Annotated in this window: 24 protein-coding genes; 17 read left to right on the top strand and 7 right to left on the bottom strand. The window is 68.4% G+C overall.

Annotated elements, in window-relative coordinates:
* The first annotated feature begins 15 nt into the window (after nucleotides 1-15).
* The 3 genes from ACTZQ5_RS08270 to ACTZQ5_RS08280 all read left to right on the top strand — a co-directional run bounded on the left by ACTZQ5_RS08270 (nucleotide 16) and on the right by ACTZQ5_RS08280 (nucleotide 5,254).
* The gene (locus ACTZQ5_RS08270) at nucleotides 16-1,209 is read left to right on the top strand and encodes a glycosyltransferase (protein WP_443584698.1); all 1,194 of its coding nucleotides are present in this window, start codon (nucleotides 16-18) and stop codon (nucleotides 1,207-1,209) included.
* Between the two features lie 12 nt (nucleotides 1,210-1,221).
* Nucleotides 1,222-3,474 (top strand): DNA topoisomerase IV subunit A, encoded by a 2,253-nt coding sequence (gene parC, locus ACTZQ5_RS08275; RefSeq protein ID WP_443584699.1) that lies wholly within the window; start codon nucleotides 1,222-1,224, stop codon nucleotides 3,472-3,474.
* 85 nt (nucleotides 3,475-3,559) lie between these two features.
* Nucleotides 3,560-5,254, top strand: a complete 1,695-nt coding sequence (locus ACTZQ5_RS08280; RefSeq protein ID WP_443584700.1) for a putative bifunctional diguanylate cyclase/phosphodiesterase — start codon at nucleotides 3,560-3,562, stop codon at nucleotides 5,252-5,254.
* Here the strand turns inward: ACTZQ5_RS08280 and ACTZQ5_RS08285 are convergent.
* Genes ACTZQ5_RS08285 through ACTZQ5_RS08300 form a run of 4 tightly spaced genes read right to left on the bottom strand, consistent with a single transcriptional unit; the run spans nucleotide 5,170 to nucleotide 8,076 of the window.
* A complete protein-coding gene (locus ACTZQ5_RS08285; RefSeq protein WP_443584701.1) occupies nucleotides 5,170-6,384 on the bottom strand; it encodes a CCA tRNA nucleotidyltransferase in 1,215 nt (404 codons plus the stop codon). The genes ACTZQ5_RS08280 and ACTZQ5_RS08285 overlap by 85 nt on opposite strands.
* Entirely contained in the window at nucleotides 6,375-6,977 is a 603-nt protein-coding gene (locus tag ACTZQ5_RS08290) for a CoA pyrophosphatase (protein ID WP_443584702.1), read from the bottom strand. Before ACTZQ5_RS08290 ends, ACTZQ5_RS08285 begins: the two co-directional genes overlap by 10 nt.
* The gene (locus tag ACTZQ5_RS08295; protein ID WP_443584703.1) at nucleotides 6,974-7,540 is read right to left on the bottom strand and encodes a DUF1285 domain-containing protein; all 567 of its coding nucleotides are present in this window, start codon (nucleotides 7,538-7,540) and stop codon (nucleotides 6,974-6,976) included. Before ACTZQ5_RS08295 ends, ACTZQ5_RS08290 begins: the two co-directional genes overlap by 4 nt.
* 38 nt (nucleotides 7,541-7,578) lie before the next feature.
* Nucleotides 7,579-8,076, bottom strand: a complete 498-nt coding sequence (locus ACTZQ5_RS08300; RefSeq protein ID WP_443584704.1) for a GNAT family N-acetyltransferase — start codon at nucleotides 8,074-8,076, stop codon at nucleotides 7,579-7,581.
* Between the two features lie 128 nt (nucleotides 8,077-8,204).
* Here ACTZQ5_RS08300 and ACTZQ5_RS08305 point away from each other — a divergent pair, with 128 nt between their 5' ends.
* A complete protein-coding gene (locus ACTZQ5_RS08305; protein ID WP_443584705.1) occupies nucleotides 8,205-8,576 on the top strand; it encodes a dihydroneopterin aldolase in 372 nt (123 codons plus the stop codon).
* A 3-nt stretch (nucleotides 8,577-8,579) separates the two neighbouring features.
* Here ACTZQ5_RS08305 and ACTZQ5_RS08310 read toward each other — a convergent pair whose 3' ends face one another.
* On the bottom strand, nucleotides 8,580-9,449 hold the full coding sequence (locus ACTZQ5_RS08310; protein WP_443584706.1) for a hypothetical protein: 870 nt from the start codon (nucleotides 9,447-9,449) through the stop codon (nucleotides 8,580-8,582).
* Nucleotides 9,450-9,666: 217 nt separating this feature from the next.
* On the opposite strand from ACTZQ5_RS08310, the gene ACTZQ5_RS08315 reads away from it, so the two are divergent.
* From ACTZQ5_RS08315 to ACTZQ5_RS08340, 6 genes are all read left to right on the top strand, one after another.
* Nucleotides 9,667-10,344, top strand: a complete 678-nt coding sequence (locus ACTZQ5_RS08315) for an energy transducer TonB (protein WP_443584707.1) — start codon at nucleotides 9,667-9,669, stop codon at nucleotides 10,342-10,344.
* A 75-nt stretch (nucleotides 10,345-10,419) separates the two neighbouring features.
* The gene (locus ACTZQ5_RS08320) at nucleotides 10,420-11,214 is read left to right on the top strand and encodes a MotA/TolQ/ExbB proton channel family protein (protein WP_443584708.1); all 795 of its coding nucleotides are present in this window, start codon (nucleotides 10,420-10,422) and stop codon (nucleotides 11,212-11,214) included.
* Between the two features lie 97 nt (nucleotides 11,215-11,311).
* Nucleotides 11,312-11,788, top strand: coding sequence for an ExbD/TolR family protein (locus tag ACTZQ5_RS08325; protein ID WP_443584709.1), 477 nt, complete (start codon nucleotides 11,312-11,314; stop codon nucleotides 11,786-11,788).
* Nucleotides 11,789-11,824: 36 nt separating this feature from the next.
* On the top strand, nucleotides 11,825-12,253 hold the full coding sequence (locus ACTZQ5_RS08330) for an ExbD/TolR family protein (protein WP_443584710.1): 429 nt from the start codon (nucleotides 11,825-11,827) through the stop codon (nucleotides 12,251-12,253).
* Between the two features lie 198 nt (nucleotides 12,254-12,451).
* Complete coding sequence (locus tag ACTZQ5_RS08335) at nucleotides 12,452-14,047, top strand: GH39 family glycosyl hydrolase (protein WP_443584711.1); 1,596 nt, start codon at nucleotides 12,452-12,454, stop codon at nucleotides 14,045-14,047.
* A 291-nt stretch (nucleotides 14,048-14,338) separates the two neighbouring features.
* Entirely contained in the window at nucleotides 14,339-14,683 is a 345-nt protein-coding gene (locus ACTZQ5_RS08340) for a tetratricopeptide repeat protein (RefSeq protein ID WP_443584712.1), read from the top strand.
* Nucleotides 14,684-14,707: 24 nt separating this feature from the next.
* Here ACTZQ5_RS08340 and dcd read toward each other — a convergent pair whose 3' ends face one another.
* Complete coding sequence (dcd, locus tag ACTZQ5_RS08345; RefSeq protein ID WP_443584713.1) at nucleotides 14,708-15,262, bottom strand: dCTP deaminase; 555 nt, start codon at nucleotides 15,260-15,262, stop codon at nucleotides 14,708-14,710.
* 91 nt (nucleotides 15,263-15,353) lie between these two features.
* Between dcd and ACTZQ5_RS08350 the strand changes: the two genes are divergently transcribed.
* From ACTZQ5_RS08350 to ACTZQ5_RS08370, 5 genes are read left to right on the top strand one after another with little or no spacing between them, the layout of a single operon-like run.
* Nucleotides 15,354-15,815 (top strand): NUDIX domain-containing protein, encoded by a 462-nt coding sequence (locus ACTZQ5_RS08350; protein ID WP_443584714.1) that lies wholly within the window; start codon nucleotides 15,354-15,356, stop codon nucleotides 15,813-15,815.
* 33 nt (nucleotides 15,816-15,848) lie between these two features.
* On the top strand, nucleotides 15,849-17,495 hold the full coding sequence (locus ACTZQ5_RS08355; RefSeq protein WP_443584715.1) for an NAD(P)/FAD-dependent oxidoreductase: 1,647 nt from the start codon (nucleotides 15,849-15,851) through the stop codon (nucleotides 17,493-17,495).
* A 58-nt stretch (nucleotides 17,496-17,553) separates the two neighbouring features.
* Entirely contained in the window at nucleotides 17,554-18,165 is a 612-nt protein-coding gene (locus tag ACTZQ5_RS08360; RefSeq protein ID WP_443584716.1) for a TetR/AcrR family transcriptional regulator, read from the top strand.
* 53 nt (nucleotides 18,166-18,218) lie between these two features.
* On the top strand, nucleotides 18,219-19,919 hold the full coding sequence (locus tag ACTZQ5_RS08365; RefSeq protein ID WP_443584717.1) for a sensor histidine kinase: 1,701 nt from the start codon (nucleotides 18,219-18,221) through the stop codon (nucleotides 19,917-19,919).
* Entirely contained in the window at nucleotides 19,916-21,238 is a 1,323-nt protein-coding gene (locus ACTZQ5_RS08370; RefSeq protein ID WP_443584718.1) for a sigma-54-dependent transcriptional regulator, read from the top strand. The genes ACTZQ5_RS08365 and ACTZQ5_RS08370 overlap by 4 nt, the downstream gene beginning before the upstream one ends.
* Here ACTZQ5_RS08370 and ACTZQ5_RS08375 read toward each other — a convergent pair.
* Nucleotides 21,235-21,816 (bottom strand): TetR/AcrR family transcriptional regulator, encoded by a 582-nt coding sequence (locus ACTZQ5_RS08375; RefSeq protein WP_443584719.1) that lies wholly within the window; start codon nucleotides 21,814-21,816, stop codon nucleotides 21,235-21,237. The two genes, ACTZQ5_RS08370 and ACTZQ5_RS08375, sit on opposite strands and share 4 nt — an antisense overlap.
* A gap of 161 nt (nucleotides 21,817-21,977) precedes the next feature.
* Here ACTZQ5_RS08375 and ACTZQ5_RS08380 point away from each other — a divergent pair, with 161 nt between their 5' ends.
* The gene (locus ACTZQ5_RS08380; protein WP_443584720.1) at nucleotides 21,978-23,186 is read left to right on the top strand and encodes an efflux RND transporter periplasmic adaptor subunit; all 1,209 of its coding nucleotides are present in this window, start codon (nucleotides 21,978-21,980) and stop codon (nucleotides 23,184-23,186) included.
* A 6-nt stretch (nucleotides 23,187-23,192) separates the two neighbouring features.
* Nucleotides 23,193-26,393, top strand: a complete 3,201-nt coding sequence (locus tag ACTZQ5_RS08385) for an efflux RND transporter permease subunit (RefSeq protein WP_443584721.1) — start codon at nucleotides 23,193-23,195, stop codon at nucleotides 26,391-26,393.
* The last annotated feature ends 1 nt before the right edge of the window (nucleotide 26,394 follow it).

Here is a 26,394-nt window from a genome sequence, read left to right on the forward strand (position 1 = left end):
CGCGGGTCGTTGCCGATGAAGATCCTGGTGCTGTCCAGCCTGTACCCCAACGCCGTGCAGCCGCGGCATGGCATCTTCATCGAACATCGTATCGCGCATCTCGCCGCGGCGGCGGGCGATGCGATCCGCGTGGTGGCGCCGGTGCCGTGGTTTCCCAGCCCGCGACGTGTCTTCGGCCGCTATGCCGATTTCGCCCGCGTGCCGGGTACGGCGGTGCGGCGCGGGATGGACATCCACCATCCGCGTTATCCGCTGCCGCCGAAGGTCGGCATGACGGCCGCGCCGTGGCTGATGGCGGCGGCGCTGTATCCGCACCTTGCCGCCTTGCGCCGGACGTTCGATTTCGACGTGATCGACAGTTATTATCTTTACCCCGACGGGGTGGCTGCCGGGCTGCTTGCCCGCGCCCTCGACCGCCCGTTCGTGATGACCGCGCTCGGGACCGATGTCAGCCTGATCCCGCGCCATCGCCTGCCGCGGCGCATGATCCTCGACGCGATCGGACGGGCGGCGGCGGTGACGACGGTGTGCGGCGCGCTGCGCGACGAGCTGTTGCTGATGAGGGCCGGCGCGGAGCGGGTGAGCGTCGTCGAACATGGCGTCGATCTCGACCTGTTCAGCCCGCCCGCCGATCGCGAGCGCCTGCGGCGTGAACTCGGGTTTTGCGGCCCGACGATCGTGTCGGTCGGTCACCTGATCGATCGCAAGGGGCATGACCTGGCGATCCGCGCCATCGCCGCGCTGCCCGGCGTCACGCTGATGATCGCCGGCGATGGCCCGCGCGAGGCGGCGTTGCGGGCGCTGGCGGCGGCGCTCGGCGTCTCGGAGCGCGTGCGGTTCCTGGGCCATGTCGACCAGCGGCAGCTGCCTGCACTCTACGGCGCTGCGGACGTGGCGGTGAATGCGGCGGATCGCGAGGGGATCGCCAACGTGCTGCTCGAAGCGCTCGCCTGCGGCACGCCGCTGGTGGCGACGCCGGTGTGGGGATCGCCGGAGGTGGTGCGGGTGCCCGAGGCGGGGCTGCTCAGCGCCGATCGGTCGGTCGCGGCGATCCGCGACGCACTCGGCGCCTTGCTGGCGAACCTGCCCGATCGGGCGGCGACGCGGCGCTATGCCATGCGCTACGATTGGCGCGAGACGGGGCGGCGGCATCGCGCCCTGCTCGCCGCCGCGGTGGAGGGCGTTGCCGTTTCCAGCCGGCCGGCTTAACGTGTTCCCGATATGGCCACCGACTTCCAGGAGCCGCCGATCGGCGTGCTCGACGCCCCCTTCGATACCGCGCTGTCGGACCGCTACCTCGTCTATGCGCTGTCGACGATCACGGCGCGCTCGCTGCCGGACGTTCGCGACGGGTTGAAGCCGGTGCATCGCCGCCTGCTGTGGGCGATGCGGCTGCTGCGCCTCGACCCGACGCAGGGCTACAAGAAATGCGCGCGCGTCGTCGGCGACGTGATCGGCAAATACCATCCGCACGGCGACCAGTCGGTGTACGACGCCATGGTCCGCCTCGCGCAGGATTTCGCGCTGCGCTATCCGCTGGTCGACGGGCAGGGCAATTTCGGCAACATCGACGGCGATAACGCTGCCGCGTACCGCTATACCGAGGCGCGGCTGACGCAGGTCGCGATCGACCTGATGGATGGGCTGGACGAGGATGCCGTCGCCTACCGCCCGACGTACAATGGCGAGGAGCAGGAGCCGGAGCTGTTCCCCGGCCTGTTCCCCAACCTGCTCGCCAACGGCGCCAGCGGCATCGCGGTGGGCATGGCGACGAGCATCCCGCCGCACAATGCCGCCGAACTGCTCGATGCGGCGATGATGCTGGTCGACAAGCCCGATGCGCCCGACGCCGCGGTGCTCGACCATGTGAAGGGGCCGGATTTCCCGACCGGCGGCCTTGTCGTCGATCCGGCGGCGGTGATTGCCGAAAGCTATGCCACCGGGCGCGGCAGCTTCCGGGTCCGCGCGCGCTGGACGGTGGAGCGTGAAAAGGGCGGCGGCTGGCAGGCGGTGGTCAGCGAAATCCCCTATGGCGTGCAGAAGGGCAAGCTGATCGAACAGATCGCCGGCCTCATCAACGACCGCAAGTTCCCCATCCTCGCCGACGTGCGCGACGAATCGGATGCCGAGGTGCGTATCGTCCTCGAACCGCGCAGCCGCACCGTCGATGCGCAGGTGCTGATGGACGGGCTGTTCCGCTTTTCCGACCTGGAAACGCGAATCAGCCTGAACCTCAACGTGCTCGACAAGGATCGCACGCCGCGCGTCATGTCGCTGGGCGGGGCGCTGAAGGCCTGGGTCGAGCATCAGTTCGTCGTGCTCGACCGGCGGACCCGGCATCGGCTCGGCAAGATCGCCGACCGGATCGAGCTGCTCGACGGCTATTTGATCGCATACCTGAACCTCGATCGCGTCATCGAGATCATCCGCACCGAGGATGAGCCCAAGCAGGTGATGATGGCCGAGTTCAGCCTGACCGATCGGCAGGCGGAGGCGATCCTGAACATGCGGCTGCGCTCGCTGCGGCGGCTGGAGGAGTTCGAGATCCGCGGCGAGCGCGACAAGCTCGACAAGGAACGCGCCGACCTGGAGGCGCTGCTCGCCGATCCGGCCAAGCAGAAGCGGCGGATGAAGCGCGACCTCAAGAAGGTGCGCGACCGCTATGGCCCGGAGACGGCGCTGGGCGCACGCCGTACCGGGATCGAGGAGGCGGCGCCGACCGGCGACATCCCGCTGGAGGCGATGATCGAGCGCGAGCCGATCACCGTCATCCTGTCGCAGCGCGGCTGGATCCGTGCGATGAAGGGGCACGGCGATCTCGCGTCCGCCGACACCCTCAAGTTCAAGGAAGGCGACGGCCCCGCCTTCGCCTTTCACGCGCAGACCACCGACAAGCTGCTGCTCGCGGCGGAGAACGGCCGGTTCTACACGTTGGCGGCCGACAAATTGCCGGGCGGGCGCGGCTTCGGCGAGCCGGTGCGCGCGATGATCGATCTCGACGGGTCGGTCGGCGTCGCGAGCTTCCTCAACGCCCGCGCGCAGGAGCAATTGCTGATCGCGGCGACCGACGGCCGCGGCTTTCGCGTGCCGGTGGCGGACGTGATCGCCGAGACGCGTAAGGGCAAGACGGTGATGACGCCGCGGGTCGGCCAGAAGCTGCTCGTCGTGCGTCCCGTTGCGCCAAACGCCGATTACGTCGCGGCGATCGGCGACAATCGCAAGTTCCTGGTCTTCCCGATCGCCGAACTGCCGGTGATGACGCGGGGGCAGGGGGTGCAGATCCAGCGGTTCCGCGAGGGCAGCCTGTCGGATGCCACCACCTTCGTCTTTGCCGAGGGGATGAGCTGGCCGATGGGCGGCGACACCGGCCGGACGCGGACGGAAAGCGACCTGTCGCTCTGGCGGACGGCGCGAGGGGCCGCCGGGCGCACGCCGCCGACCGGCTTCCCCCGCGACAACCGGTTCGGCCAGTAAAGGCCCCCGCACGGTTTTAGTCGGGCGCGGACGTAAATTTCACAATTTTCAGTGCCTCTTAACGTTCGGCACCTAGACAGACTGCATGGCCAGCGCCTCGCCAGATTTGGGTCGACCACCCGCCGCCGAGCTCGACCTGCTTGAGCGGGATCTGGAACTCATCCCGATTCCGACGGTGCAGGTCGCGCGGGCGGGCGACGGGTTCATGTTCCTGGCGGTCAATCGCGCGTACCGGCTGGCGGGGCTGGGCGTCATCGCCGACCGATCGCCGATGCTGGCGCTGCTCAGCAGCCGCATCGATGCGTTTCTGCGATCCACCGATATCCGCACCGATTTCGACTGGTCGATCGGCCAGGTTATCGATTCGCGCTATTATCGGGTCACGATCGCCCGGCCGAGCCCGGCGCTGCGCGACCGCTGCCAGATCGCCTTCATCGACCTCACCGCACAGGTCCATACCGAACGCTCGCTACGCCGCGAGATGACGACCGACAGCCTGACCGGCCTGCCGAATCGCGAAGGCTTCAGCGACATGATCGAGGCGGTGCAGGCAGAGCGCAGCTGCCATGCCGTGCTGGTCATCGACCTCGACCGGTTCGGGCGGCTCAACGCGTGCCTCGGCGGCCTCGCCGGCGACGAATTGCTCATCACGGTCGCGCGCCGGATCAAGGGTGTGCTGCGCGCGCGCGACGCGCTGGCCCGCATCGGCGGCGACGAATTCGGCATCCTGATGGCGGTGGACGACGATCCGGACGAGGCGGGACGGCTCGCCGAACGGATCCAGCGTGCGCTGGCTGCGCCGTTCCGGCTCAGCGATTACGAGATCGGCGTCGAATGTTCGATCGGCATCGCGCATGGCGACGACGCCATCGAGGACGTCGAGGAATTGATCCGCAACGCCCAGTTCGCCGTCAAGCGCGCGAAGACCGGGCGGCAGGTCGAAAGCTACCAGACCCAGGCCTTTACGCTGGCGCGCGAGCAGTTCGCGATGGAAACCGCGCTGCGCCGCGCGATCGAGGAGCGGCAACTGCGCCTCGCCTTCCAGCCGATCTGCGATCTGGCCAGCGGCTCGATCGTGTCGTTCGAGGCGCTCGCCCGCTGGCGTGACGATCGCGGCGTCGAGCACGAACCGAGCGCCTTCATCCCCGTGGCCGAGGAATCGGGATTGATCGTGCCGCTCGGCCGCTGGGCGATCGAGGAGGCGGCGCGGACCTTGCGCTGGTGGGACGAAGAGAGCGGCGGCCATTGCGGCATGCGGCTCGCGGTCAACCTGTCGGCGATCCAGATGCAGCGCGACGATATCGCGCCCGTCGTCGAAGCGGCGCTGATCCGCCACGACCTTGCCGGCGACCGCTTCAACCTGGAGCTCACCGAAAGCGCGATCGTCAGCGACCCCGATCGCATCGCCGGCATCATGCACGCGCTGAAGGCGCTCGGCACCAGCCTGGCGATGGACGATTTCGGTACCGGTTATTCGAACCTCGCCTATCTCCAGAAGCTGCCGATCGACATCCTGAAGATCGACCGCAGTTTCGTCACCGGCATGCTCGCCGACCGCGACAAGATCGCGATCGTGCGCGCGGTGCTCAGCCTGGCGCAGGCGCTGGGCATGCGGACGACGGCGGAAGGGGTCGAGAGCAACGAGCTGGCGCAGACGCTGGCGGCGCTCGGCTGCACCTACGGCCAGGGCTATCTCTACGCCAAGCCCCTGGAGGCGGCCGACGCACTGTCGCTGATCGCCGGGGTCAGGGCGGCGGCGACCGCTTCGTCGGCCAGCTGAGCGACGCGGGGTTCGCCGGGGAAGCCTTCGGCGATCCACGCTGCCTCGACCCGGCGCAGCACGCGCGCGACCTCCGGCCCCTTGCGCAGGCCGCGCTCGACCAATGCGCCACCGGTGATCGGTAGCGCCGGCGGCGTCCAGCCGACCACGTCATCCACCGGATCGCCTGCGAGCAGCAATCTGTCCACCGCGCTCGCCGTGCCGACCCGGTAGGCGAGGGCGCGTGGGCCTTCCTCGCCCGGCCCTTGGCTGGCGGCGACCAGACGCTTGCGATCGGCGTTGGACAATTTGAGCCGCGCGCCGACGGCCTCGGCCGTATCCGCGGGGATCAGGCTGGCGAGGCGGCGGATCGCATCGGGCGCGATGCCGACGGCGTCCTCGCGTGCAGTCAAGGCGGCCAGGGCAGTGGCGTCGGTGATTTCGGGCAGCACCGCACGCAGGATGCCGTGTTCGATCATCAGCGCCGTCACCGGCACGGCGGCGCGGGCGACCAGCAGTTTCAGCAGTTCGGCGGCGATCCGTTCGCGTGACAGAGCCATCAGGTCGTTGGCCCGCGCGGCGCAGGCCGCCAGCCCCTCCGCATCCACCGCATCGCCGAAGCGGGCATGGAAGCGGAAGAAGCGCAGGATGCGCAGGTGATCCTCCGCGATGCGGCGATAGGGATCGCCGATGAAGCGGACGCGCCCCGCCTCCAGATCGGCGAGGCCGCCGAAATAATCGAACAGCGCACCGCTTGCCGGATCGGCATAGAGCGCGTTCATCGTGAAATCGCGCCGGGCGGCATCCTCCGCCCAGGCATCGGTGAAGGCGACGATGGCGTGGCGCCCGTCGGTCGACACGTCGCGGCGCAGCGTCGTCACCTCGATCGGACCCGATGGCAGCACCGCGGTGATCGTGCCGTGCGCGAGCCCCGTCGGCACGGCGCGGATGCCGGCGGCCTGCAGGGCGGCCAGCACCGCCTCCGGCAGCAGGCGCGTGGCGAGATCGACATCGGCGGGATCGAGGCCGAGCCAAGTGTCGCGGACGACGCCGCCGACCAGGCGCGTCGTCGCCGCGCCGCCGAGCGCGTCGATCAGCGCGGTGAACCCGTCCCGCGCGACGATCCGATCGAGCGGCAGCGTCATGCCCATGCCAGCCGCCGCGACAGGTTGACGATCATCGCTGCCGTCGCACCCCAGATGCGGCGGCCATCCCACAGGATCTCATGGAAATGGCGGGTGCGCCCCTGCCATTCGGCGCTCGCCTCCACCTGATTGGCGGGATCGAGCAGGAAATCGAGCGGCACCTCGAAGACGCTCGCCACCTCCGCCTCGCTCGCGACGAGCGGCAGGTCGGGCGGCACGACGGCCAGCACGGGGGTGACGGCGAAACCGGTGACGGTGCGATAGCGATCGACCGCGCCGACGAGGGTCACCGCGCTGCGGGGCAGGGCGACCTCCTCCTCCGCTTCGCGCAGCGCCGCCTCCACCACCGTCTCGCCGGGATCGAGCCGGCCGCCGGGAAAGGCGATCTGCCCGGCATGCTTGCGCAGCGTCTCGGTCCGCTGCGTCAGGATCACGCCCGGGCGCGGACGATCGGTCACCGCCACCAGCACGGCGGCCGGCGTCAGGTCCGCCTCCGGGCGCACATCCAGCTCGCGCAGGTCGCCGGTGAGCAGCACCGGCGATCCGCCACGGCCCTGTTCCAACGCCTTCGTCAACCGGTCGACGAGTGCTGCCGTCACGCGGGGGCGTCCAGCGGGAAGAAGGCGCCATCGCTCCAGATGCCGGGCGCTGCCGCATCGTCGGCCAGCGCGCGTTCGGCGAGATCGTAATAGACCGGGCGGGCGACCAGCGCCTCCAGCCCGCCGCGGACATGCAGATAGGGGCGTGGCCCGTCCTCGCCCGCAGCGAAGCGCAGCGGATGATCGCGCCCCGCCGTCACCAGATCGCCGGTGTTGAGGCGAAAGGCGAGGCGGCTGTCCCGTCCGCTGCCTTCCGCCTTCATCTCCACCGCGACGAATGGGGCGTCCTCCACCGCGATGTCGAGCTTCTCGACCGGGGTGACGAGGACGTAGCGGCCATCCGCCTCACGGCGCAGGATGGTCGCGAACAGGCGTACCATCGCCTGCCGGCCGATCGGCGAGCCCTGATGATACCAGGTGCCGTCGCGGGCGATCCGCATCTCGCTGTCGCCGCAATGCGACGGGTTCCACTGGTCGACCGGCGGCAGGCGCCGCTGTTCGACGAGCGCGGCGATCTCGGCGAGGCTCAGGCTGGCGAGATCGGGAAGCTCCTCCATCGGCATGCGCCGCGAGGTAGGGACTGCGCGGCCCCCCGTAAAGGTCAGGCCGGGCCGAGCATCCCGGCAACGGCAGGGATGGCGTCGCCGCGGGCGAGCAGCCGATGGCGTTCCACCGGACCCGGAAGCCGCCACGCGCCGGTGCGCGCCGCATCGAAGCCGAAGAAGCGACCGTAATATTCCGGATCGCCGATCAGCATCAGCCGATCGTCCAGCCCCTCCGCCTGCGCCGCCGCGAGCATGCGGGTCATCAGGTCCCGCCCGATGCCGTCGCGCTGCCGATCGGGATCGACCGCGACCGGGCCGATCATCACGAGCGGGTGCGACCGGCCGTCATCGTCCATCAGGCGCACGGGCCAGCACTGGATCGTGCCGATCAGCCGGTCGCCGTGTGTCGCGGCGATGCTGAGCGCGGGGATCGGCAGGGCGGCGCCCCGCACCTTGTAGGCGGTGCGGGCATGGCGATCCGTGCCGAACGCGCGGTCGAGCAGCGCCTCCACGGCGGCTCCATCGACGGTGCTGAGCGGCACGAATGCGATCACGGCGAACTTCCTCAAGGCTGGCCCCGGCGGGCGGCGCGCCTTGCGGTGCATGGTCCCCGAACGCAAGCGGAATGCGACGCGCAATCGCAACTGTGCGCACCGCCCGGCGCTTGCTAGAGAGCCGCGCCATGCAAGACAGTCTTCAGCTGGAGGTCCACGACCTCGAGGTCCAGGTGCTCACCGGAATCTATTCGGAGGAGACGCATCTGCCCCAGCCGCTGCGTATCGACCTGACCGTCGACCTCAGCTGCCCGGACCATTTCGCGCCCGATACGCCGCTGTCGGCGTCGAAGAACTACCTCGACCTCAAACATGCCGCGACGGGCGCCTTGCCCGAGGGCGTGCACTTCACGCTGATCGAGGCGGTGGCGGACCACATCTGCGAGACGCTGTTCCTCGCCGACCCGCGCGTGCTGCGCGTGCGCGTCAAGATCGTGAAGCTCGCCATCGCCGAGGCGGGCGAATCGATCGGCATCACGCTGGTCCGCAACCGGCGCTGACGGTCAGCGGATCGTCCGCGTCCGGCCGCACGGCCCGAGCTGCTGCAGGATGAAGCCGTAATCCTCCCGCGCGATGCCGGCGTCGCTCTCCGCCAGTTGTGCGGTGCTGCGTGCGGGCAGCTGCGCCGGCAGCGCGCAGGCCAGCCGGTACCACAGCAATGTGTCGCGGGCCGGCGGGGCGGCCGCCTCGTCGACGATCTCCGACAGCGCCACCGCCCAGCGCGGCTGCTCGCCGGGGCGGCGCAGCACGGTCAAGGATACCGGCGCCCCGGTGTTGGTCGTCAGGAAGACCTGCGTCTCGCCTTCGCCGGGCAGGGCGCCCGGAACATGGAAGGCATTGCCGATGCCGGTGATGACCGGCGGGGCGTCGGCGGCGACCAGCGCCTGCGCGATCGCGCGGATGCGCTGGTCGTTGGCCGGCGTCCAGGCGACCTGCGCATCGGGGGCGACGAGCTGGATCTGATTCGGCATGCCGGCGACGGGACGGCCGAACAGCAGCACCCGCAGCTTCTTCAATTTGGGCAGTCGTCCTGACGAATCGGGAGCGACATCAAGCAGATAGCCGATTCGCGGGGGCAGGCCGCCGGCGCCTTTCACCAGTGCGACGAGGTCCGCTTCGACATAAAAACGCGTGAAGCCGGGCGCGACTCCGGCCGAGTCGGCACCTTTCAGCTTCACGGCCGAGCGGATGGCGGCATCGGCGATGATCGGCGAGGCGATCACGAGATCGGCAAGGTCCGCATAGCCCGGGCCGCCTTCGATCATGCCGGAAAGTGGCACATTCGGTGCACTTTGCGCCACGACCGGAGACGCCATGGGAGCTATGGCCAGCAACGTTGTGACGGCGAGGGCGGTTCGAAATCCCGGTTTCATGCGGATCGCGCTACCCCAGTGCGCCTGAACGATACAGAAATAATTCTGTCTCCAAGCGATTGTACGTTTGTTGCGTCCGACAAAGCGTTTGCACGCCGGGAAACGTGAGGATAGGGTTTGCGCTCTGCCACACACGGCGTCAGCCGGGGCAGGGGCCTACGTGCGTTCTTCCCCCGGGCGCTGCGAGGTCCACGAGATTAGGGAGTGTCGTTGCTGAATGGCCTATGCTGACCAGAAGATGTCCGGTGGCAGGGTGGTCGCGATCGTCATCGTCGTGCTCATCCATGCTGCGCTGGGCTATGCCTTCGTCACCGGGCTCGCGTACCAATACGTGAAGAAGGCCCAAGAAAAACTTAACACGTTCGACGTGGAGGAGCCGCCTCCCCCGCCGCCTGACGAGCCGCCGCCGCCGCCGCCGCCAGACACGCCGATGACGCCGCCGCCCGTGGTGTCGCCGCCGCCGATCGTGCAGAATCCGAACCCGCCGCCCGTGGTGATCCAGACGGTCGCGACGCCGCCGCCTGCGGTCGCGCTGACGCCGATCGCCGCACCGCCGGCTCCGCCTGCGCCGCCGGCACCTCCGGGTCCGCCCGTCGTCAGCAAGGCGGCCGGTGCGAAGGGCAATCCTGCGGACTGGATCACGAACGACGACTATCCGCCGAGCTCGCTCCGTAACAACGAAGAGGGTGTCAGCGCGATCGCGTGGACGATCAACACGCAGGGCCGGGTCGAGAATTGCCGTACCACCTCGTCGAGCGGTTCGACCGCTCTGGACCGGGCGGCATGCCAGGCGATCACGCGGCGGGGACGCTATACCCCGGCGCAGGATGCCTCGGGCAATCCGATCGCCACGACCCAGTCGCGTCGTGTGGTCTGGAAGATCCCCAAGGAATGATGCGGTCTCCGCCCGTCGCGACGACGGGCGGATCTCCCCCCGAACGTATACCCGTTTGATAAGGACTTAATTCAGATGCTCACCACCATTCTCGCGGCGGGCGGCACCGCGGCCGCCGAAAACCAGTTCGGCCTCCAGGCAGCGCTGAAGGAAGGCGGCCTCATCTCGCAGTCGGTCTTCACGATCCTCGTGCTGATGTCGATCGTCTCCTTCTACATCCTGTTCTCGAAGCTGTTCGAGCAGCAGAAGATCATCAACCAGGCCAAGCGCGTCCGCCAGGGTTTCTGGCAGTCGAGCAACCTGCGTGAGGGTGCGGCCAAGCTCGAGAAGAACTCGGCCTACAAGCAGCTCGTCGACGACGGCCTGCAGGCGCAGGACCAGCACGCCAAGCTGACCGATCCGGTCGAGGCGCACGACTGGCTGCACGGTTCGCTCGCCCGCTCGGAAGCGGCGATCAACTCGAAGCTGGGCGGCGGTCTCGCCTTCCTGGCGACCGTGGGCGCGACCGCACCGTTCATCGGTCTGTTCGGCACCGTGGTCGGCATCTACCGCGCGCTCATCAAGATCGGCGCGTCGGGCGATCCTTCGATCGACAAGGTCGCAGGCCCGGTCGGCGAGGCGCTCATCATGACCGCGCTCGGTCTGGTCGTCGCGGTTCCGGCCGTGCTCGCCTACAACTGGCTGCAGCGTCGCAACAAGTCGATCGCGGAAGACCTGTCGGCCTTCTCGAACGACGTGCTGGGCTTCCTCGCCTCGAACGGCGCGGTGAAGCCGACGCTGGCGGGCGCCGCTCCGACCAAGGCACCGGTGAAGCCGGCTGCGGCGACGACCACTGCCGGCCAGGCCGGCGGCGTGCAGACCCGCCCGTAAAGACGACAAGGCTGCGGGGGCGTCCATCTGGGCGGCCCCGCAACCGGCCGGTGGCGGCAAGCCGCCGGCATGATGGAATGGATAGGATAGCTCGCACATGGCGATGAGCGCTGGCGGAGGAGGTTCCTCCGAGAAACCGATGTCGGACATCAACACCACGCCCCTCGTGGACGTGATGCTGGTGCTCCTCATCATCTTCCTGATCGCCGTTCCGGTGGCGATCCAGACGGTCAAGGGCATCGTTCTGCCCAAGGTCCGCTTCGATCCGACGACGACCAAGCCCGAAAACGTCCTGCTCTCGGTCACGGCCGGGCCGGACGGCGCCTGCAAGGTGTATTGGGGTACCTCGCCGATCACGAGCAAGGACCTGCTGACCCGCGCCGTCGACAAGCTGAAGCTGGAAATCCAGCGTCAGGGCGGCGTCGGCAACCCGAATATCGAGCTGCCGGAGGTTCATATCCGCGGCGACGTCAGCACCCCCTACAAGTGCATCGGCGGCACGGTCTTCACGATGCAGCAGGCCGGGTTCGCCAAGGTCGGCTTCATCTCGCAGCCGCCCCCCGCGGGTGGTTGATCCCCAGACGAACCGGCCGACCCAGGAGTATCTGACATGGCAATGAGTGGTGGCTCGGACGACGGCGAGCCGATGATGGAAATGAACACGACGCCGTTGATCGACGTCATGCTCGTGCTCCTCATCATGTTCATCATTACGCTTCCCATCCCGACGCACGCGGTGAAGGTCGACCTGCCGGTCAACGATCCGCGCAACCGGACACCGCCGGTCGATCCGCAGAAGAACAAGATCGTGATCGACAAGGCGGGATTGGTGACCTGGAACGGGACGCCCGTCGACGAGGTGACGCTGCGCCAGTATCTCGATACGGCGGCGGCGATCAATCCGGAGCCGGAGCTGCACTTCCAGCCCGATCCGGAAGCCAAGTACGACAAGGTCGATCAGACGCTGGCCGTCATCAAGCGGTCTGCGGTGACGAAGCTCGGCTTCATCGGCAACGAGCAGTATCGCAACGACTTCTGATCCGATCGGGTCAGGATGAGGCAAGAGGGCGGTTCCGCAAGGAGCCGCCCTTTTGCGTTTGACCGCAGCGCGTTTCCGGACGCCCTATGACCCGACCGACGGACCGCTTCCGCGATCGCGGCCAGCCCGAGGGGGATGCCGATCGAGACTGGTCAACTGTGGTCTGGTAGCGTTATCGTCCACCCGATAGCAGGGAGGATGGTCATGGGGGCGATGGGGCGGGCGAGCCGGTTGTGGCTGGCAGGTGCGATGCTGATCGGTGCGGTTCCGGTGGCGGCGATGCCTCCGCAGGCACCCACGGCTGCACCGGCGGCCCGGCCGATCACGATCGATGTTCGCGCGCCGACCAGGCCGACCAGCCGCATGCCCGAATTTTCGATCGGCGCGGACTTCCCCGGCACGCTGGAACGCGACGACAGCCTCGCCCAATTGCGGATCGTGCAGCAGGAACTGGGCTTTCGCTACATCCGCTTCCACCATGTCTTCGCCGACCAGCTCGGCACCTATCGCTTGGTGGACGGCAAGCCGGTCTACGACTGGACCCGCATCGATCGCCTCTACGACCGCTTGCTCGCATTGAAGCTCAAGCCGTTCGTGGAACTGGGTTTCACCCCCGATGCGATGAAGACGTCCGACCAGACGATCTTCTACTGGAAGGGCAATACGTCGCATCCCCAGGCCAAGCCGTGGGATGCGTTGGTGGAGGCCTTCGCCCGCCACCTCATCGCGCGCTACGGCGCCGCGGAGGTGCGCAACTGGTATTTCGAGGTGTGGAACGAACCCAACCTCGCCGGTTTCTGGGAGGGCGCCGACCAACCCGCCTATTTCGACCTCTATGCGCGCACCGCCCGCGTGCTGAAGCGGGTCGACGGCGGGTTGCGCGTCGGGGGACCGTCGACCGCGGGCGCGGCATGGGTATCGGAATTCCTCGCCTTTGCCGATACACGGCGCCTGCCGGTCGATTTCGTGACGACCCACACCTATGGCGTCGAGGGCGGCTTCCTCGACGAGAAGGGCGAGGGCGACAACAAGCTGTCGCGCGATCCCGATGCGATCGTCGCCGACGTGCGCAAGGTGCGTGGGCAGATCGAGCGCTCGTCGCGGCCGGGGCTGCCGCTGTTCTTCACCGAGTGGAGCACCAGCTACAATCCGCGCGATCCGATCCACGACGATTATCTGTCGCCCGCCTACATCCTCGCCAAGCTGCACGGAGTGGAGGGGCTTGCGCAGGGCATGAGCTATTGGACCTTCAGCGACCTGTTCGAGGAGCCGGGGCCGCAGGCCAGGCCATTCGAGGGTGGCTTCGGCCTGATGACGCCGCAGGGCATCCGCAAACCGGCGTGGTTCGCATACAAGTATCTGAACGAACTGGGGCCGCGCGCGCTGCCGACCGGTGACGCGCAGAGCATCGCAGCGCTGAAGGGCAAGACGGTGCAACTGCTCGCCTGGCGCGACGTGTTGCCCGACCAGCCGGTGAGCAACCGCCCGTTCTTCACCAAGGTCCGTCCGCCGAAGGAGGCGGCGCCGCTCGCCGTGACGCTGACGGGCCTCGCGCCCGGACCCTACCGGGTCGCCGTGCGGCGGACGGGATTTCGGCACAACGATGCCTATACCGCCTACCTGGAGATGGGACGCCCCGCGACCCTCAGCGACGCGCAACTGGCAGAGTTGCAGGCACTGACGCGCGACGTTCCGGTCATGCAGACGCTGACCGTGGGCGCCGACGGCAGGGGAGCGATCCGGCTGCCGATGCGCGACCATGACGTGGTGATGATCGCGATCGATCGCCGCTGAACGCCTGCTGCCGTCGGCAAGGCTGGCAGTACGGACGCGTCGGCCACTGGACCGCATCCTGTCTCCCTCGACCTGCACGCGTAGAGCGGGCCGGCTCACGTCATCGCGCTCCTGACCTGTGCGTCGAACTGCGGCGTGCCGGGCGGGGCGGTCACGTTCGCCTCAAGTCGAGACAGGCTTTCCATCGCCCCCTGTGCGGCCGCGATGCCGCTTGCGCGTTTGTCTTCGAAGTGACACACTCCTGTCACAAAAATGAAACCTGCCGGAGAGGCAGGGGAAGGAGACGATGCGATGCGTGTGATTGCAGGTGCGATGCTGGCGGCGGCATGTGTGGCGACGCCGGCGCTGGCAGCCGATCGGACGGGCTATCAGGCGATTGCCGCAGGGGACTTCACCGCGGCGGCGAAGCGGATCGAGGCGGAGCGGCGGATCTTCCCCGACCGGCCCGAACTGATGCTGAACCTGGCGGTGGCGTATGCGCGCACCGGGCGGAGCGCCGAAGCGCGGACCTTGTATCGCGATGTGCTGGACAAGCCCGCGGTGGCGATGGACCTGCCCAATGGCGCTGTCGTGTCCTCGCACGATGTCGCAAACCGCGGCCTGTCGCGACTGACGACGACGATCGCAACGCGCTGAGCTGCGGCGGCCGCCGCAGCGGGATCAGAGCCGGGGCAGGGTGACGCCGCGCTGCCCCATATATTTGCCGGCGCGATCGGCATAGCTCGTCTCGCACGGCTCGTTGCCCTGCAGGAACAGGAACTGGCACGCGCCCTCATTGGCGTAGATCTTGGCCGGGAGCGGCGTGGTGTTGGAGAATTCCAGCGTCACATGCCCCTCCCAGCCGGGTTCGAGCGGGGTGACGTTGACGATGATCCCGCAGCGGGCATAGGTCGATTTGCCGAGGCAGATGACCAGCACGTCGCGCGGCACGCGGAAATATTCCACCGTCCGGGCAAGCGCGAAGCTGTTGGGCGGGATGATGCAGACATCCGTCTTGCGATCGACGAAGCTGTTCGACGCGAAATCCTTGGGGTCGACCAGGGCATTGTCGACGTTGGTGAAGATCTTGAATTCGTCGGCCACCCGCGCGTCATAGCCGTAGGAGGACAGGCCGTAGCTGATGCAGCCTTCCCGGCGCTGGCTCTCGACGAACGGCTCGATCATCCGCTGGCCCAGCGCGGCCTCGCGAATCCAGCGGTCGGACAGGATGGACATGGCGGCTCCCCTTCGGATGCGCCTCTTCGCCGGTTCGGCGGTCGAGGGCAAGGTGCTGGCATCGGGCGGAGGTGCGGGGTAGCGCCCGACGATGCGTCCGCTGATCGATCTTGCCTATCGTCTCCGCCGGTTCGCGATGGCGCTGCTGCGCTGGCAGACCCGCGGGGTGAAGGCGATGGCCTTCGATCCCGAAGGGCGGTTGCTGCTGGTGCGCCATCGTTATGGCCGGTCGGACCTGTGGATGCTCCCGGGCGGCGGCATCGCCCGCGGCGAGGCACCCGCCGATGCCGTGGCGCGCGAGGTGCACGAGGAAACGGGCTGCCGCCTGACCGGCATCGCGCCGATCGCCACATTCATGACGCGGGCGGAGGGGCGGCGGGACACGGTGTACCTGTTCCAGGCGCAGACCTGCGATCGGCCGGTCGTGGACGGCGTGGAGCTTGCCGCTGCCTGCTTCTTCGCGCTGGACGCCTTGCCGGATACGGTGTCGCCTGCGACGCTGCGGCGGATCGCGGAATGGCAAGGCGGGCGGGTGCCGGACGGACGCTGGTAGCACGCGCAGCCGTGCGGCGCTAAGGCACGCGGCATGCTGCGCATCACCGATCTGAAGCTACCGATCAACCATCCCGAGGAGGCGCTCGCCGCAGCGATCCGCAACCGGCTGCGGATCACGCCGCGCGATCTCGTGCGCTATGCGATCGCGCGGCGTGCTAACGATGCGCGCGACAAGATGGATATCCAGCTTGTCTATTCGGTCGACGTCACCGTGAAGAACGAGGCGGCGGTGCTCGCACGCTGCAAGCGCGACCGCCACGTCGGGCCGACGCCCGATACCGGCTATCGCTTCGTCGCCATGGCGCCGGCCGATTATGCCGGGCCACGGCCGATCGTGGTCGGGGCGGGGCCATGCGGCCTGTTCGCCGGTCTGATCCTGGCGCAGATGGGATTCCGCCCGATCATTCTCGATCGCGGCAAGGTGGTGCGCGAGCGGACGCAGGACACCTGGGGCCTGTGGCGGCGCAGCAAGCTTGACCCCGAATCGAACGTGCAATTCGGCGAAGGTGGTGCCGGCACCTTCTCCGACGGCAAATTGTGGAGCCAGATCAAGGACCCCCGCCATCTCGGTCGCAAGGTGTTGACCGAATTCGTCAAGGCGGGGGCGCCGCCCGAAATCCTGACGGAGGCGCACCCCCATATCGGCACCTTCCGCCTGGTGACGATGGTGGAGAGCATGCGGGCCACCGTGGAAGCGCTGGGCGGGGAATATCGCTTCAGCCACCGCGTCGACGATCTCGCGATCGATACCGCGGCGGACGGCAGCCGGCGGCTGACCGCGCTGCACCTGTCGACGGGCGAGACGCTGGCGGCCGGGCCGGTGGTGCTGGCACTCGGCCACAGCGCGCGCGACACCTTCCACATGCTGCACGATCGCGGCGTGCATCTGGAGGCCAAGCCGTTTTCGATGGGCGTGCGGATCGAGCATCCGCAAAGCTGGATCGACGAAGCCCGCTTCGGCCCCTGCGCCGGGCATCCCGATCTGGGCGCCGCCGCCTATGCGCTGTCGCACCATTGCGCCAACGGCCGCACCGTCTACAGCTTCTGCATGTGTCCCGGTGGCACGGTGGTGGCGGCGACGTCGGAACCCGGCCGCGTCGCGACCAACGGCATGAGCCAATATTCGCGCAACGAGCGCAACGCCAATTCCGGCATCGTCGTCGGCATCGACCCGGCGCGCGACTATCCCGGCGGCCCGCTTGCCGGCATCGCGCTGCAACGCCACTGGGAAAGCCTGGCTTTCACCGCGGGTGGCGGCGATTATCGCGCGCCTGCGCAGCGGCTCGGCGACTTCCTGGCCGGACGTCCCTCGACGCGGCTGGGCAGCGTCATCCCCTCCTATCGGCCGGGTGTGCATCTCACCGATCTCGCCGCATGCCTGCCCGATTTCGTGGTAACCGCGATGCGCGAGGCGCTGATCGCCTTCGGGCGCGAAATCCCCGGTTACGATCACCCCGACGCGGTGCTGACCGGCGTCGAGACGCGGACCTCCTCACCCGTGCGGATCACGCGCGGCGCGGACTTCCAGAGCATCAATACCGCAGGGCTCTTTCCGGCGGGAGAGGGTGCGGGCTATGCCGGCGGCATCCTGTCTGCGGCCGTCGACGGGATCAAGATCGCCGAGGCGGTGGCGCAATCCCTCGTGGGCGGCGGCAAGCCTCTCGCGCATGCCGCCTGAGCCGCTTGCGTCCGCAGCGGACTTGTCTGCACGGCGCCGCCATTCTATACTGAGCGATATGGAAACCCTGGCCATCCTCCCGCCCAAGGGCCGTCCGCGGGAATTCTGCACCGACGCCGCGCTCGCCGCCGCCCTGCGCGTGTTCTGGAGCAAGGGGTATGACGGCGCGTCGATGGCCGACCTCACCGAGGCGATGGGCATCACCCGGCCGAGCCTCTACGCCGCGTTCGGCAACAAGGAGGCGTTGTTCCACAAGGCGCTCGACCTCTACGAAGCCGAGAAGCTGGAATATACCCGGCTGGCGCTGGAGCAGCCGACCGCGCGCGGCGTGGCGGAATGCTTCATGCGCGGGGCGCTGGCGATGCAGACCAGCCATGACGGGCCGAAGGGGTGCCTGGGCGTCATCAGCGCGGTCGCGTGCAGCCCGGAGGCGGAATCGATCAAGGCCGATGTGATCGCGCGGCGCGCCTCGTCGCAGGCGGCGCTGATCGGGCGATTCGAACAGGCGAAGCGCGATGGCGACCTGCCGGCGCATATCGATGTGCTGGGGCTGACCAGCTACCTCTACGCGCTGTTGCAAGGGATGGCGGTGCAGGCGGGCTCCGGCGCCAGCCGGATTGACCTCGAACGACTGGTCGACACCAGTCTCGCGATCTGGCCCAGCCGTTAGGCGGCGCTGCGACGCAGGGCAGGCGGATCGCCTGGCTCCTGCTGCTGGCAGGCGTGCTGGCGGCGGCGGTCGCGATCGGCAGCCGTTGGGCGCGTGACACGGCCGCTGTCGCCACCGATCGCGAGGCGGCGGCGTTCGCCCGCAGCCATGCCGAATTGCTCGACAGCGAATTGCAGCGATTTCGCCTGCTGCCGCTGGTGCTGGCGGAATATCCCGATGTGCCGGCCGCACTGGCCGGCGGTGATCCCGGCGCGGCGCGGCGGCTCGACGCGACGCTGGAATTGCTGGCCGCGCGGACGGATGCGGCGGTGCTTTACGCCATCGATGCGCGGGGGCGGGCGGTGGCGGCGAGCAACTGGCGGCTGCCGACCAGCTTCGTCGGCCAGGATTATGCCTTCCGCCGCTATTTCACCCAGGCCATGGCGCGGGGGCGATCCGAACTGTTCGCGCTGGGATCGGTCAGCGGCCGGCCGGGCCTGTATCTGGCGCGGCGGATCGACCGCGGCGGGCGGGCGCTGGGGATCATCGTCGTCAAGGTGGATTTCACCCGGCTGGAGCGCGAATGGGCCCGCGCACCGGGGGCGACCGTGGTCACCGACGCGGATGGCGTGATCCTCATCACCAGCGTCGCCCGCTGGCGCTTCCACCCGACACGCGATCTGTCGCCCGCGCGCATCGCGGCGCTGCGCGCCTCGCGTCAGTTCGGGGTTGCGCCGCCGACCGACCTCGCCTTCGGCGCGCAGGGTCGCGAGGTGATCGTCGGTCGCCGCCGGTATCGCCTCGCAGGAACGCCGGCGGCGCTGGAGGGAGGGCGGCTGCTCCATCTCCAGCCGCTCGCTCCGGCGCTGGCCGCGGCACGCACGCGGGCGCTGCTCTGGGGAGCGGGGCTGCTTCTGCTCGCGCTGCTCGGCGCTGCCGCGCTGCTGCGCGCGGGGGTGCAGAGGCGGGTGCACGCGGTGCTGGAGGAGGAGGTTTCCCGCCGCACCGCCGAATTGCGCGATGCCAATGCCCGGTTGGTGATCGAATCGGAGGAGCGCGCCGCGGCCGATCGCCGGTTCCGCGCGGCGCGCGAGGAACTGGCACAGGCCAATCGCTTAGGCTCGCTCGGGCAGATCACGGCGGGGGTGGCGCATGAGATCAACCAGCCGCTTGCCGCGATCCGCACCTTTGCGGAGAACGGCGGGACCCTGCTCGATCGCGGGGCGCCGGAGGGGGCGCGGGAGAACCTCGGCCGGATCGTCGCGCTGACCGAGCGGATCGGGGCGATCACCGGCGAATTGCGCGCCTTCGCCCGCAAACGCACGCCGTCGCGCGGCGCGCCGACGCTGGCGGAGGCGATCGAGGGCACGTTGCTGCTGATCGGCGAGCGGGCGCGGCATGTCGTCGAAGACCGCGTGCCCGTGGGCGTGCGAACCCTGCCGGTCGACGCGGATCGCATCCGGCTGGAGCAGATCCTGGTCAACCTGTTGCAGAATGCGCTGGATGCGGTGGCCGGCATGGATGCGCCGCGGGTAACGATCGACGCGGAACGGGAGGGGGGCCGGGTGACGGTGCGGATCGCCGACAACGGGACGGGCGTGGACGCGAGCCTCGCCGACACGCTGTTCACCCCCTTCGCCTCCGCCAAGCCGGAGGGACTGGGGCTGGGCCTCGCCATCGCGCGGGACATCGCGCGCGAATTCGGCGGGGAGCTGGATCTTGCCCACACAAGCGACGCGGGTGCCGCCTTCGTCCTGACGTTGCGACTCGCATGACCGGACAGCGCGTGCTCTTCATCGAGGACGATGACGCCTTGCGCATCGCGACGGTGCAGGCGCTGGAACTGGCCGGGCTCGACGTGCTCGCCTTTGCGGGAGCGGAGGCGACGCTGGCGGCGCTGCCGCCCGACTTCGACGGAGCGATCGTCACCGATATCCGCATGGGGCGGATGGACGGGCTGCAATTGCTCGGCCGCGTGCGGGCGCTCGACCCGGAGCTGCCGGTGATCCTCGTCACCGGCCATGGCGACGTGCCGATGGCGGTATCGGCGCTGCGCGACGGCGCCTATGATTTCCTCACCAAGCCGTTCGCGGTCGATCATCTGGTGGCGACGATCCGCCGCGCGCTGGAACGCCGCGGGCTGATGATGGAGAACCGGCGGCTGCGCACCGCCGCAGCCGAGGCGGACAGCCCGCTGGTCGGGCAGAGCACGGCGATGGTCGATCTGCGCCGTGCGATCGGGCAATTGGCGTCGGCCGATGTCGACGTGCTGATCGAGGGGGAGGCGGGCACGGGCAAGGACCTGACCGCGACCTTGCTCCACCGGCTGGGACCGCGACGGGCGCGGCCGTTCGTCGCGGTGGCCTGCGCGACGCTGACCGAGGAGCGCGCGACGATCGACCTCATCGGTCATGCCGCGGACAGCGTCGCGCATACCCGGCTGTCGCGCACCGGGGCGATCGCCGCCGCGCAGGGCGGAACGCTGCTGCTCGACGGGATCGATGCCTTGCCCGCGTCGCTCCAGGCGGCGATGCTGCGGGTGATCGAGGATCGCGAGGTGCAGCCGATCGGCGCGGCGCGAGCGGAACCCGTCGACGTGCGGGTGATCGCGACCAGCCAGGGCGACCTTGCACGCGCGGTGGCGGCAGGGCGGTTCCGCCAAGACCTGTACCACCGCCTCGCGGCGACGCGGCTGCACCTGCCGCCGCTGCGGCTGCGCGAGCAGGACCGGATGCTGCTCTTCGTCGGCTTCGTCGAGGAAGCGCGGGTGCAGCTCGACCGGCCCGACCATGCGATCACCGAAGCCGATCGGCGGCATGTGCTGGAGCATGGCTGGCCCGGCAACGTCCGCGAACTGCGCAGCTATGCGTTCGAGCGGGTGCTGGCGTCGGTGCCGGGGGAGGCGGCGGCGGAGGCGCAGGATCTGCCCGGTCGCGTCGCCGAATTCGAGGCGGGGGTGATCGTCGACGCCTTGCGCGCGTGCGACGGCAATGTCGTTCGCGCGGTGGAGCGGCTGGGTATCCCGCGCAAGACGCTGTATTACAAGCTGACGCGCTACGGCATCGATCCGGAGACGTTCAGACCGGGGCGTTAGGCGCGCGCGCGCGCCATGCCCGCTTCCACGCGCAGCGCATCGATATCGCGATCGATGATGTGGAGCAGCGAATGGACGAGCGAGGCGACATCCATCTGCGGCCGCACCAGCTGGTGATGGAGCAGCCCCAGCGACATGGTGAGGATGGTGTCGGCGAGCGCGACACGCTTGTCGGCCAGCGCTTCGCCGGGAGCGAGCATCGCCAGCGCATCGAGCATCAGGATGCGAACGTCATTGTGCGTCGCATCGAAGATCGCAGCGATGCGCGAATTGCGGCCTGCCTCCGCCATGATCTCGGCGAACAGGCGGCTGTCGTCCAGATCGTCTTCCGGCAGCACGAACTGGCGGATCCAGTCGCGCACCGCCACTTCGTCGCCCTGCTGGATGGCGAGTCGCAGCGCTTCGGCGGCCATGAACGAGCGGCAATCGGTATCGACGATGGCCGCCACGATATCTTCCTTGGCGGAAAAATCGCGATAGAGCTGGCCGACCGCAACGCCGGACTCGCGCGCGATCTGGGCGATGCCCGTGGCATGAAAGCCGTTTTCGATGAAGAGCTTACGAGCCTGATCGATCACCCGGCGACGGCGTATGTCAGCCTTGTTCCCTGGTGCGGTGCAACAAAAGCCCGAATCGATCATTCCATCCTCGTCCTAGCTGGCCTTGACGCCGCTTGCCAAGCGGTTGTAGCAGGCGGTGAGTGATCGATCACTCACAATTTTTTCAGCGGACAATTTGCATGACGAAACGGGGACACGGAGTAGCGGTGCTCGCCCTGGCACTGGCTCTGGCGGCGTGCGGGGGCGGTAACCAGCAGCAACAGCAGCAGGGTGCACCGCAAGGCCCGCCGCAGGTCGGCTATGTCGTCGTGCGCGACCAGTCGGTGACGCTGACCACCGAACTGCCCGGCCGGACCACCGCCTATGAGACGTCCGAGGTGCGGCCGCAGGTCAACGGGCTGGTGCTCGACCGCCTGTTCGTCGAAGGCGACATGGTGCGCAAGGGCCAGCCGCTCTATCGCATCGATCCCGCGCCCTATCAGGCGCAGGTCGCCAGCGCCCGCGCCGCGCTGACCCGCGCGCGTGCCAGCATCGCGTCGAGCGCCGCGCTCGCCCGCCGCTATGGCGAGCTGGTCAAGATCAACGCGGTCGCCCGCCAGGAACTGGAGAATGCGCAGACCAGCGCCGCCCAGGCGCAGGCGGACGTCGCCGCCCAGCAGGCGGCGCTGCGCACCGCGCAAATCGATCTTGCGCGCACGACCATCCGCGCGCCGATCTCGGGCCGCATCGGCCGCTCGCTGGTGACCACCGGCGCGCTCGTCTCCGCCGCGCAGACCAATGCGCTGGCGACGATCCAGCGGCTGGACCCCATCTATGTCGACATCCAGCAGTCGAGCGCCGACCTGCTCAAGCTGCGCCAGCAGATCATGAGCGGCCAGCTGACCCGTGACGGCAACGCCCGCGTCAAGCTGACGCTGGAGGACGGCACCGCCTACGGTCCCGAAGGCACGCTGCGCTTCGCCGACGTGACGGTCGATCCGACCACGGGATCGCAGGTGATCCGCGCGCTGTTCCCCAATCCCAACGGCCTGCTGCTGCCGGGCATGTTCGTGCGCGCGCAGCTGGTGCAGGGCACGCAGGCGAATGCGCTGCTGGTGCCGCAACGGGCGGTCAGCCGCGACGAACGCGGCAACGCCACCACGATGGTGATCGGCAACGACGGCAAGGTGCAGCCGCGCACGTTGCAGACGAGCCGCACGATCGGCGACAACTGGCTGGTCACCGGCGGCCTGAAGGCCGGCGACAAGGTGATTGTCGAGGGCGGCATGATGCTGCGCCCCGGCATGGCCGTGCAGGGCAAGCCCTGGAACCCCAATGCCAAGCCTGCCGCGCAAGCGCCGCAGGGCCAGGCGCAGGCGCAGGCCCAAACTCAGGCACAGGCGAAGTAACCAGCCATGTCACGCTATTTCATCGATCGCCCGATCTTTGCCTATGTGCTGGCGATCGTGGTGATGCTGGCCGGGATCCTCGCGATCCGCAGCCTGCCCATCGCACAGTTTCCCGCGATCGCGCCGCCCGCGGTGTCGATCACCGCGACCTATCCGGGCGCGGATGCCCAGACGCTCGAGAATACGACGACCCAAATCATCGAGCAGCAGCTGAAGGGCATCGACAACCTTCGCTACTTCTCGTCCTCGTCGTCGTCGGCGGGCTCGGTGCAGATCATCCTGACCTTCGAACAGGGCACCGACCCCGACATCGCGCAGGTTCAGGTCCAGAACAAGCTGCAGGCGGCGACGCCGCTACTGCCGCAGGAGGTGCAAAGGCAGGGGCTGATCGTCGCCAAGGCGACGCAGAACTTCCTGATGTTCGTCGGCCTCTATTCGGCGGACGGCAGCCACAATGATTCCGACCTGTCGGACTATATCGTCTCCAAGCTTCAGGACCCGCTCGCCCGCGTCAACGGCGTCGGCGACACGCAGGTGTTCGGATCGCAATATGCGATGCGCATCTGGGTCGATCCCATCAAGCTCAACAATTACGCGCTGACCATCGCCGACGTGACGAGCGCGATCACCGCGCAGAACGCGCAGGTTTCCGCCGGGCAGATCGGCGCGCAGCCGGCGCCCAAGGAGCAGATGCTCAACGCCACCGTGTCGGTGGAGTCGCGGCTGACCAAGCCCGAGGAATTCGCCGCCATCCGCCTCAAGAGCAACACCGACGGGTCGGTGGTGCGGCTGAGCGATGTCGCGCGGGTGGAGATCGGCGCGGAGAATTACGGCTTCTCCTCGCAATGGAATGGCAAGCCGGCGAGCGGCATCGGCATCAAGCTGGCGCCGGGCGCCAACGCGCTCACCACCGTCACCGCGGTGAAGGAGCGGGTGAATGCCATCGCCAAGCAGTTCCCGCCGGACGTGAAGGTCATCTACCCCTACGACACCTCGCCCTTCGTGCGGCTGTCGGTGGAGCAGGTGGTCCACACGCTGATCGAAGCGGTGGTGCTCGTCTTCCTCGTCATGTTCCTGTTCCTGCAGAACTGGCGCGCGACGCTGATCCCGACGATCGCGGTGCCGGTGGTGCTGCTCGGCACCTTCGCCATCCTGTCGGTCGCCGGCTATTCGATCAACACGCTGACCCTGTTCGGCACGGTGCTCGCCATCGGCCTGTTGGTCGACGATGCCATCGTCGTCGTCGAGAACGTCGAACGTCTCATCACCACCGAGCATCTGACGCCCAAGGAAGCGGCGCGGAAATCGATGGACGAGATCACCGGCGCATTGATCGGCATCGCGCTGGTCCTGTCGGCGGTGTTCCTGCCGATGGCGTTCTTCGGCGGATCGACCGGCGTCATCTATCGCCAGTTCTCGATCACCATCGTCTCGGCGATGGTCCTGTCGATCGCGGTCGCGCTGATCCTGACGCCCGCCCTGTGCGCGACGATCCTGAAGCCGCACGATCCCAAGCGGGTCGAGGGCAACGGCCCGCTCGCCCGCTTCTTCCGCTGGTTCAACGACAAGTTCGACCGCGGGCAGGCCAAGTACGAGCGCGGCGTGCGCCGGACGGCGCGCAGCTGGAAGCGGTCGATGATCGTCTACCTGCTGATCGTGCTCGGCATGGGCGTGCTGTTCATGCGTCTGCCGACGGGCTTCCTGCCCGAAGAGGACCAGGGCATCATGATCGCGCTGGTGCAGGGGCCGCCGGGCGCCACCACCGCACGCACCCAGAAGGGCCTCGATGCGATCAAGGACCATTTCCTCAGCCAAGAAGGCAACAACGTCCAGGGCGTGTTCACCGTCAACGGCTTCAGCTTCGCAGGCCAGGGCCAGAACAGCGGCATCGCCTTCATTCCGCTGAAATCGTGGGACCAGCGCGAAGGCGGCGCCAACAAGGCGCAGGCGATCGCCGGCCGTGCGATGGGTGCGCTGTCGCAGTTCAAGGACGCGATGATCTTCGCGGTCATCCCGCCTGCCGTGCAGGAACTCGGCAACGCGACCGGGTTCGACCTCCAGCTGGTCGATCAGGCCGGCATCGGCCACGCCAAGCTGATGGAGGCCCGCAACATGATGCTGGGCATGGCGAGCCAGGACAAGTCGATGGTCGGCGTGCGTCCCAACGCGCTCGACGACGCGCCGCAGCTCAAGATCGACGTCGATCAGGACAAGGCGCGCGCGCTCGGTCTAGATCTGTCGACGGTCAACAACACGATCTCGACCGCCTGGGGCGGCGCCTATGTCAACGACTTCATCGATCGCGGCCGCGTGAAACGCGTCTACATCCAGGCGGACGAACCCTATCGTCTGAAGCCCGAGGATGTCGGCAACTTCTACGTCCGTGGCGCGACCGGCACGATGGCGCCGTTCACCGCCTTCTCCACGCTGTCGTGGAAGCAGGCACCGGCGCAGCTGACCCGCTACAATGGGTTGCCCTCGATGGAGATCCTCGGCGCGCCCGCACCGGGAGTCTCGTCCGGCGCGGCGATGAAGGCGATGGAGGCGATCCACGCCAAGCTGCCGCCCGGTACCGCGCTCGAATGGACCGGCCTCAGCTATGAGGAGCGGCTGTCGGGTGGCCAGGCGCCGGCGCTCTACGGGCTGTCGCTGCTGATCGTCTTCCTCTGCCTCGCCGCGCTGTACGAAAGCTGGTCGGTGCCGATCTCGGTGCTGCTGGTGGTGCCGCTGGGCGTGCTCGGCGCCATGCTGGCGGCGACGCTGACCGGCCTCAACAACGACATCTACCTGCAGGTCGGCCTCATCACGACGATCGGCGTCTCGGCGAAGAACGCGATCCTGATCGTGGAGTTCGCGGAGGAGCGGATCAACGAGGGCATGAAGCCGTTCGACGCGGCGATCGAGGCGGCCAAGCTGCGCCTGCGGCCGATCCTGATGACCAGCCTCGCCTTCGTCTTCGGCGTGCTGCCGCTGGCGATCTCGACCGGGGCCGGTGCGGGCGGGCAGAACGCCATCGGCCGCGCCGTGGTCGGCGGCATGCTGTCGGCGACGATCCTCGCCATCTTCTTCGTGCCGATGTTCTTCGTCGTCGTCCTGCGCCTGTTCGGGCACGGCGGCGAGGAGGGCGGCGACGACCACCCGGTGGCGAAAGACGAGCCGCGCGACGGGGATGAACCCCACCACCAGCCTGCGCCCCAGGGAGCGTAAG

The organism is Sphingomonas cellulosilytica (assembly GCF_052321755.1).
Lineage (GTDB): Bacteria > Pseudomonadota > Alphaproteobacteria > Sphingomonadales > Sphingomonadaceae > Sphingomonas.

Coding starts and splice junctions, on each gene's coding strand:
- ACTZQ5_RS08270 (WP_443584698.1), top strand. CDS start 16: ATGAAGATCCTGGTGCTGTCCAGCCTGTACCCCAACGCCGTGCAGCCG.
- parC (WP_443584699.1), top strand. CDS start 1,222: ATGGCCACCGACTTCCAGGAGCCGCCGATCGGCGTGCTCGACGCCCCC.
- ACTZQ5_RS08280 (WP_443584700.1), top strand. CDS start 3,560: ATGGCCAGCGCCTCGCCAGATTTGGGTCGACCACCCGCCGCCGAGCTC.
- ACTZQ5_RS08285 (WP_443584701.1), bottom strand. CDS start 6,384: ATGGGCATGACGCTGCCGCTCGATCGGATCGTCGCGCGGGACGGGTTC.
- ACTZQ5_RS08295 (WP_443584703.1), bottom strand. CDS start 7,540: ATGCCGATGGAGGAGCTTCCCGATCTCGCCAGCCTGAGCCTCGCCGAG.
- ACTZQ5_RS08305 (WP_443584705.1), top strand. CDS start 8,205: ATGCAAGACAGTCTTCAGCTGGAGGTCCACGACCTCGAGGTCCAGGTG.
- ACTZQ5_RS08310 (WP_443584706.1), bottom strand. CDS start 9,449: ATGAAACCGGGATTTCGAACCGCCCTCGCCGTCACAACGTTGCTGGCC.
- ACTZQ5_RS08315 (WP_443584707.1), top strand. CDS start 9,667: ATGGCCTATGCTGACCAGAAGATGTCCGGTGGCAGGGTGGTCGCGATC.
- ACTZQ5_RS08320 (WP_443584708.1), top strand. CDS start 10,420: ATGCTCACCACCATTCTCGCGGCGGGCGGCACCGCGGCCGCCGAAAAC.
- ACTZQ5_RS08325 (WP_443584709.1), top strand. CDS start 11,312: ATGGCGATGAGCGCTGGCGGAGGAGGTTCCTCCGAGAAACCGATGTCG.
- ACTZQ5_RS08330 (WP_443584710.1), top strand. CDS start 11,825: ATGGCAATGAGTGGTGGCTCGGACGACGGCGAGCCGATGATGGAAATG.
- ACTZQ5_RS08335 (WP_443584711.1), top strand. CDS start 12,452: ATGGTCATGGGGGCGATGGGGCGGGCGAGCCGGTTGTGGCTGGCAGGT.
- ACTZQ5_RS08340 (WP_443584712.1), top strand. CDS start 14,339: ATGCGTGTGATTGCAGGTGCGATGCTGGCGGCGGCATGTGTGGCGACG.
- dcd (WP_443584713.1), bottom strand. CDS start 15,262: ATGTCCATCCTGTCCGACCGCTGGATTCGCGAGGCCGCGCTGGGCCAG.
- ACTZQ5_RS08350 (WP_443584714.1), top strand. CDS start 15,354: ATGCGTCCGCTGATCGATCTTGCCTATCGTCTCCGCCGGTTCGCGATG.
- ACTZQ5_RS08355 (WP_443584715.1), top strand. CDS start 15,849: ATGCTGCGCATCACCGATCTGAAGCTACCGATCAACCATCCCGAGGAG.
- ACTZQ5_RS08360 (WP_443584716.1), top strand. CDS start 17,554: ATGGAAACCCTGGCCATCCTCCCGCCCAAGGGCCGTCCGCGGGAATTC.
- ACTZQ5_RS08370 (WP_443584718.1), top strand. CDS start 19,916: ATGACCGGACAGCGCGTGCTCTTCATCGAGGACGATGACGCCTTGCGC.
- ACTZQ5_RS08380 (WP_443584720.1), top strand. CDS start 21,978: ATGACGAAACGGGGACACGGAGTAGCGGTGCTCGCCCTGGCACTGGCT.
- ACTZQ5_RS08385 (WP_443584721.1), top strand. CDS start 23,193: ATGTCACGCTATTTCATCGATCGCCCGATCTTTGCCTATGTGCTGGCG.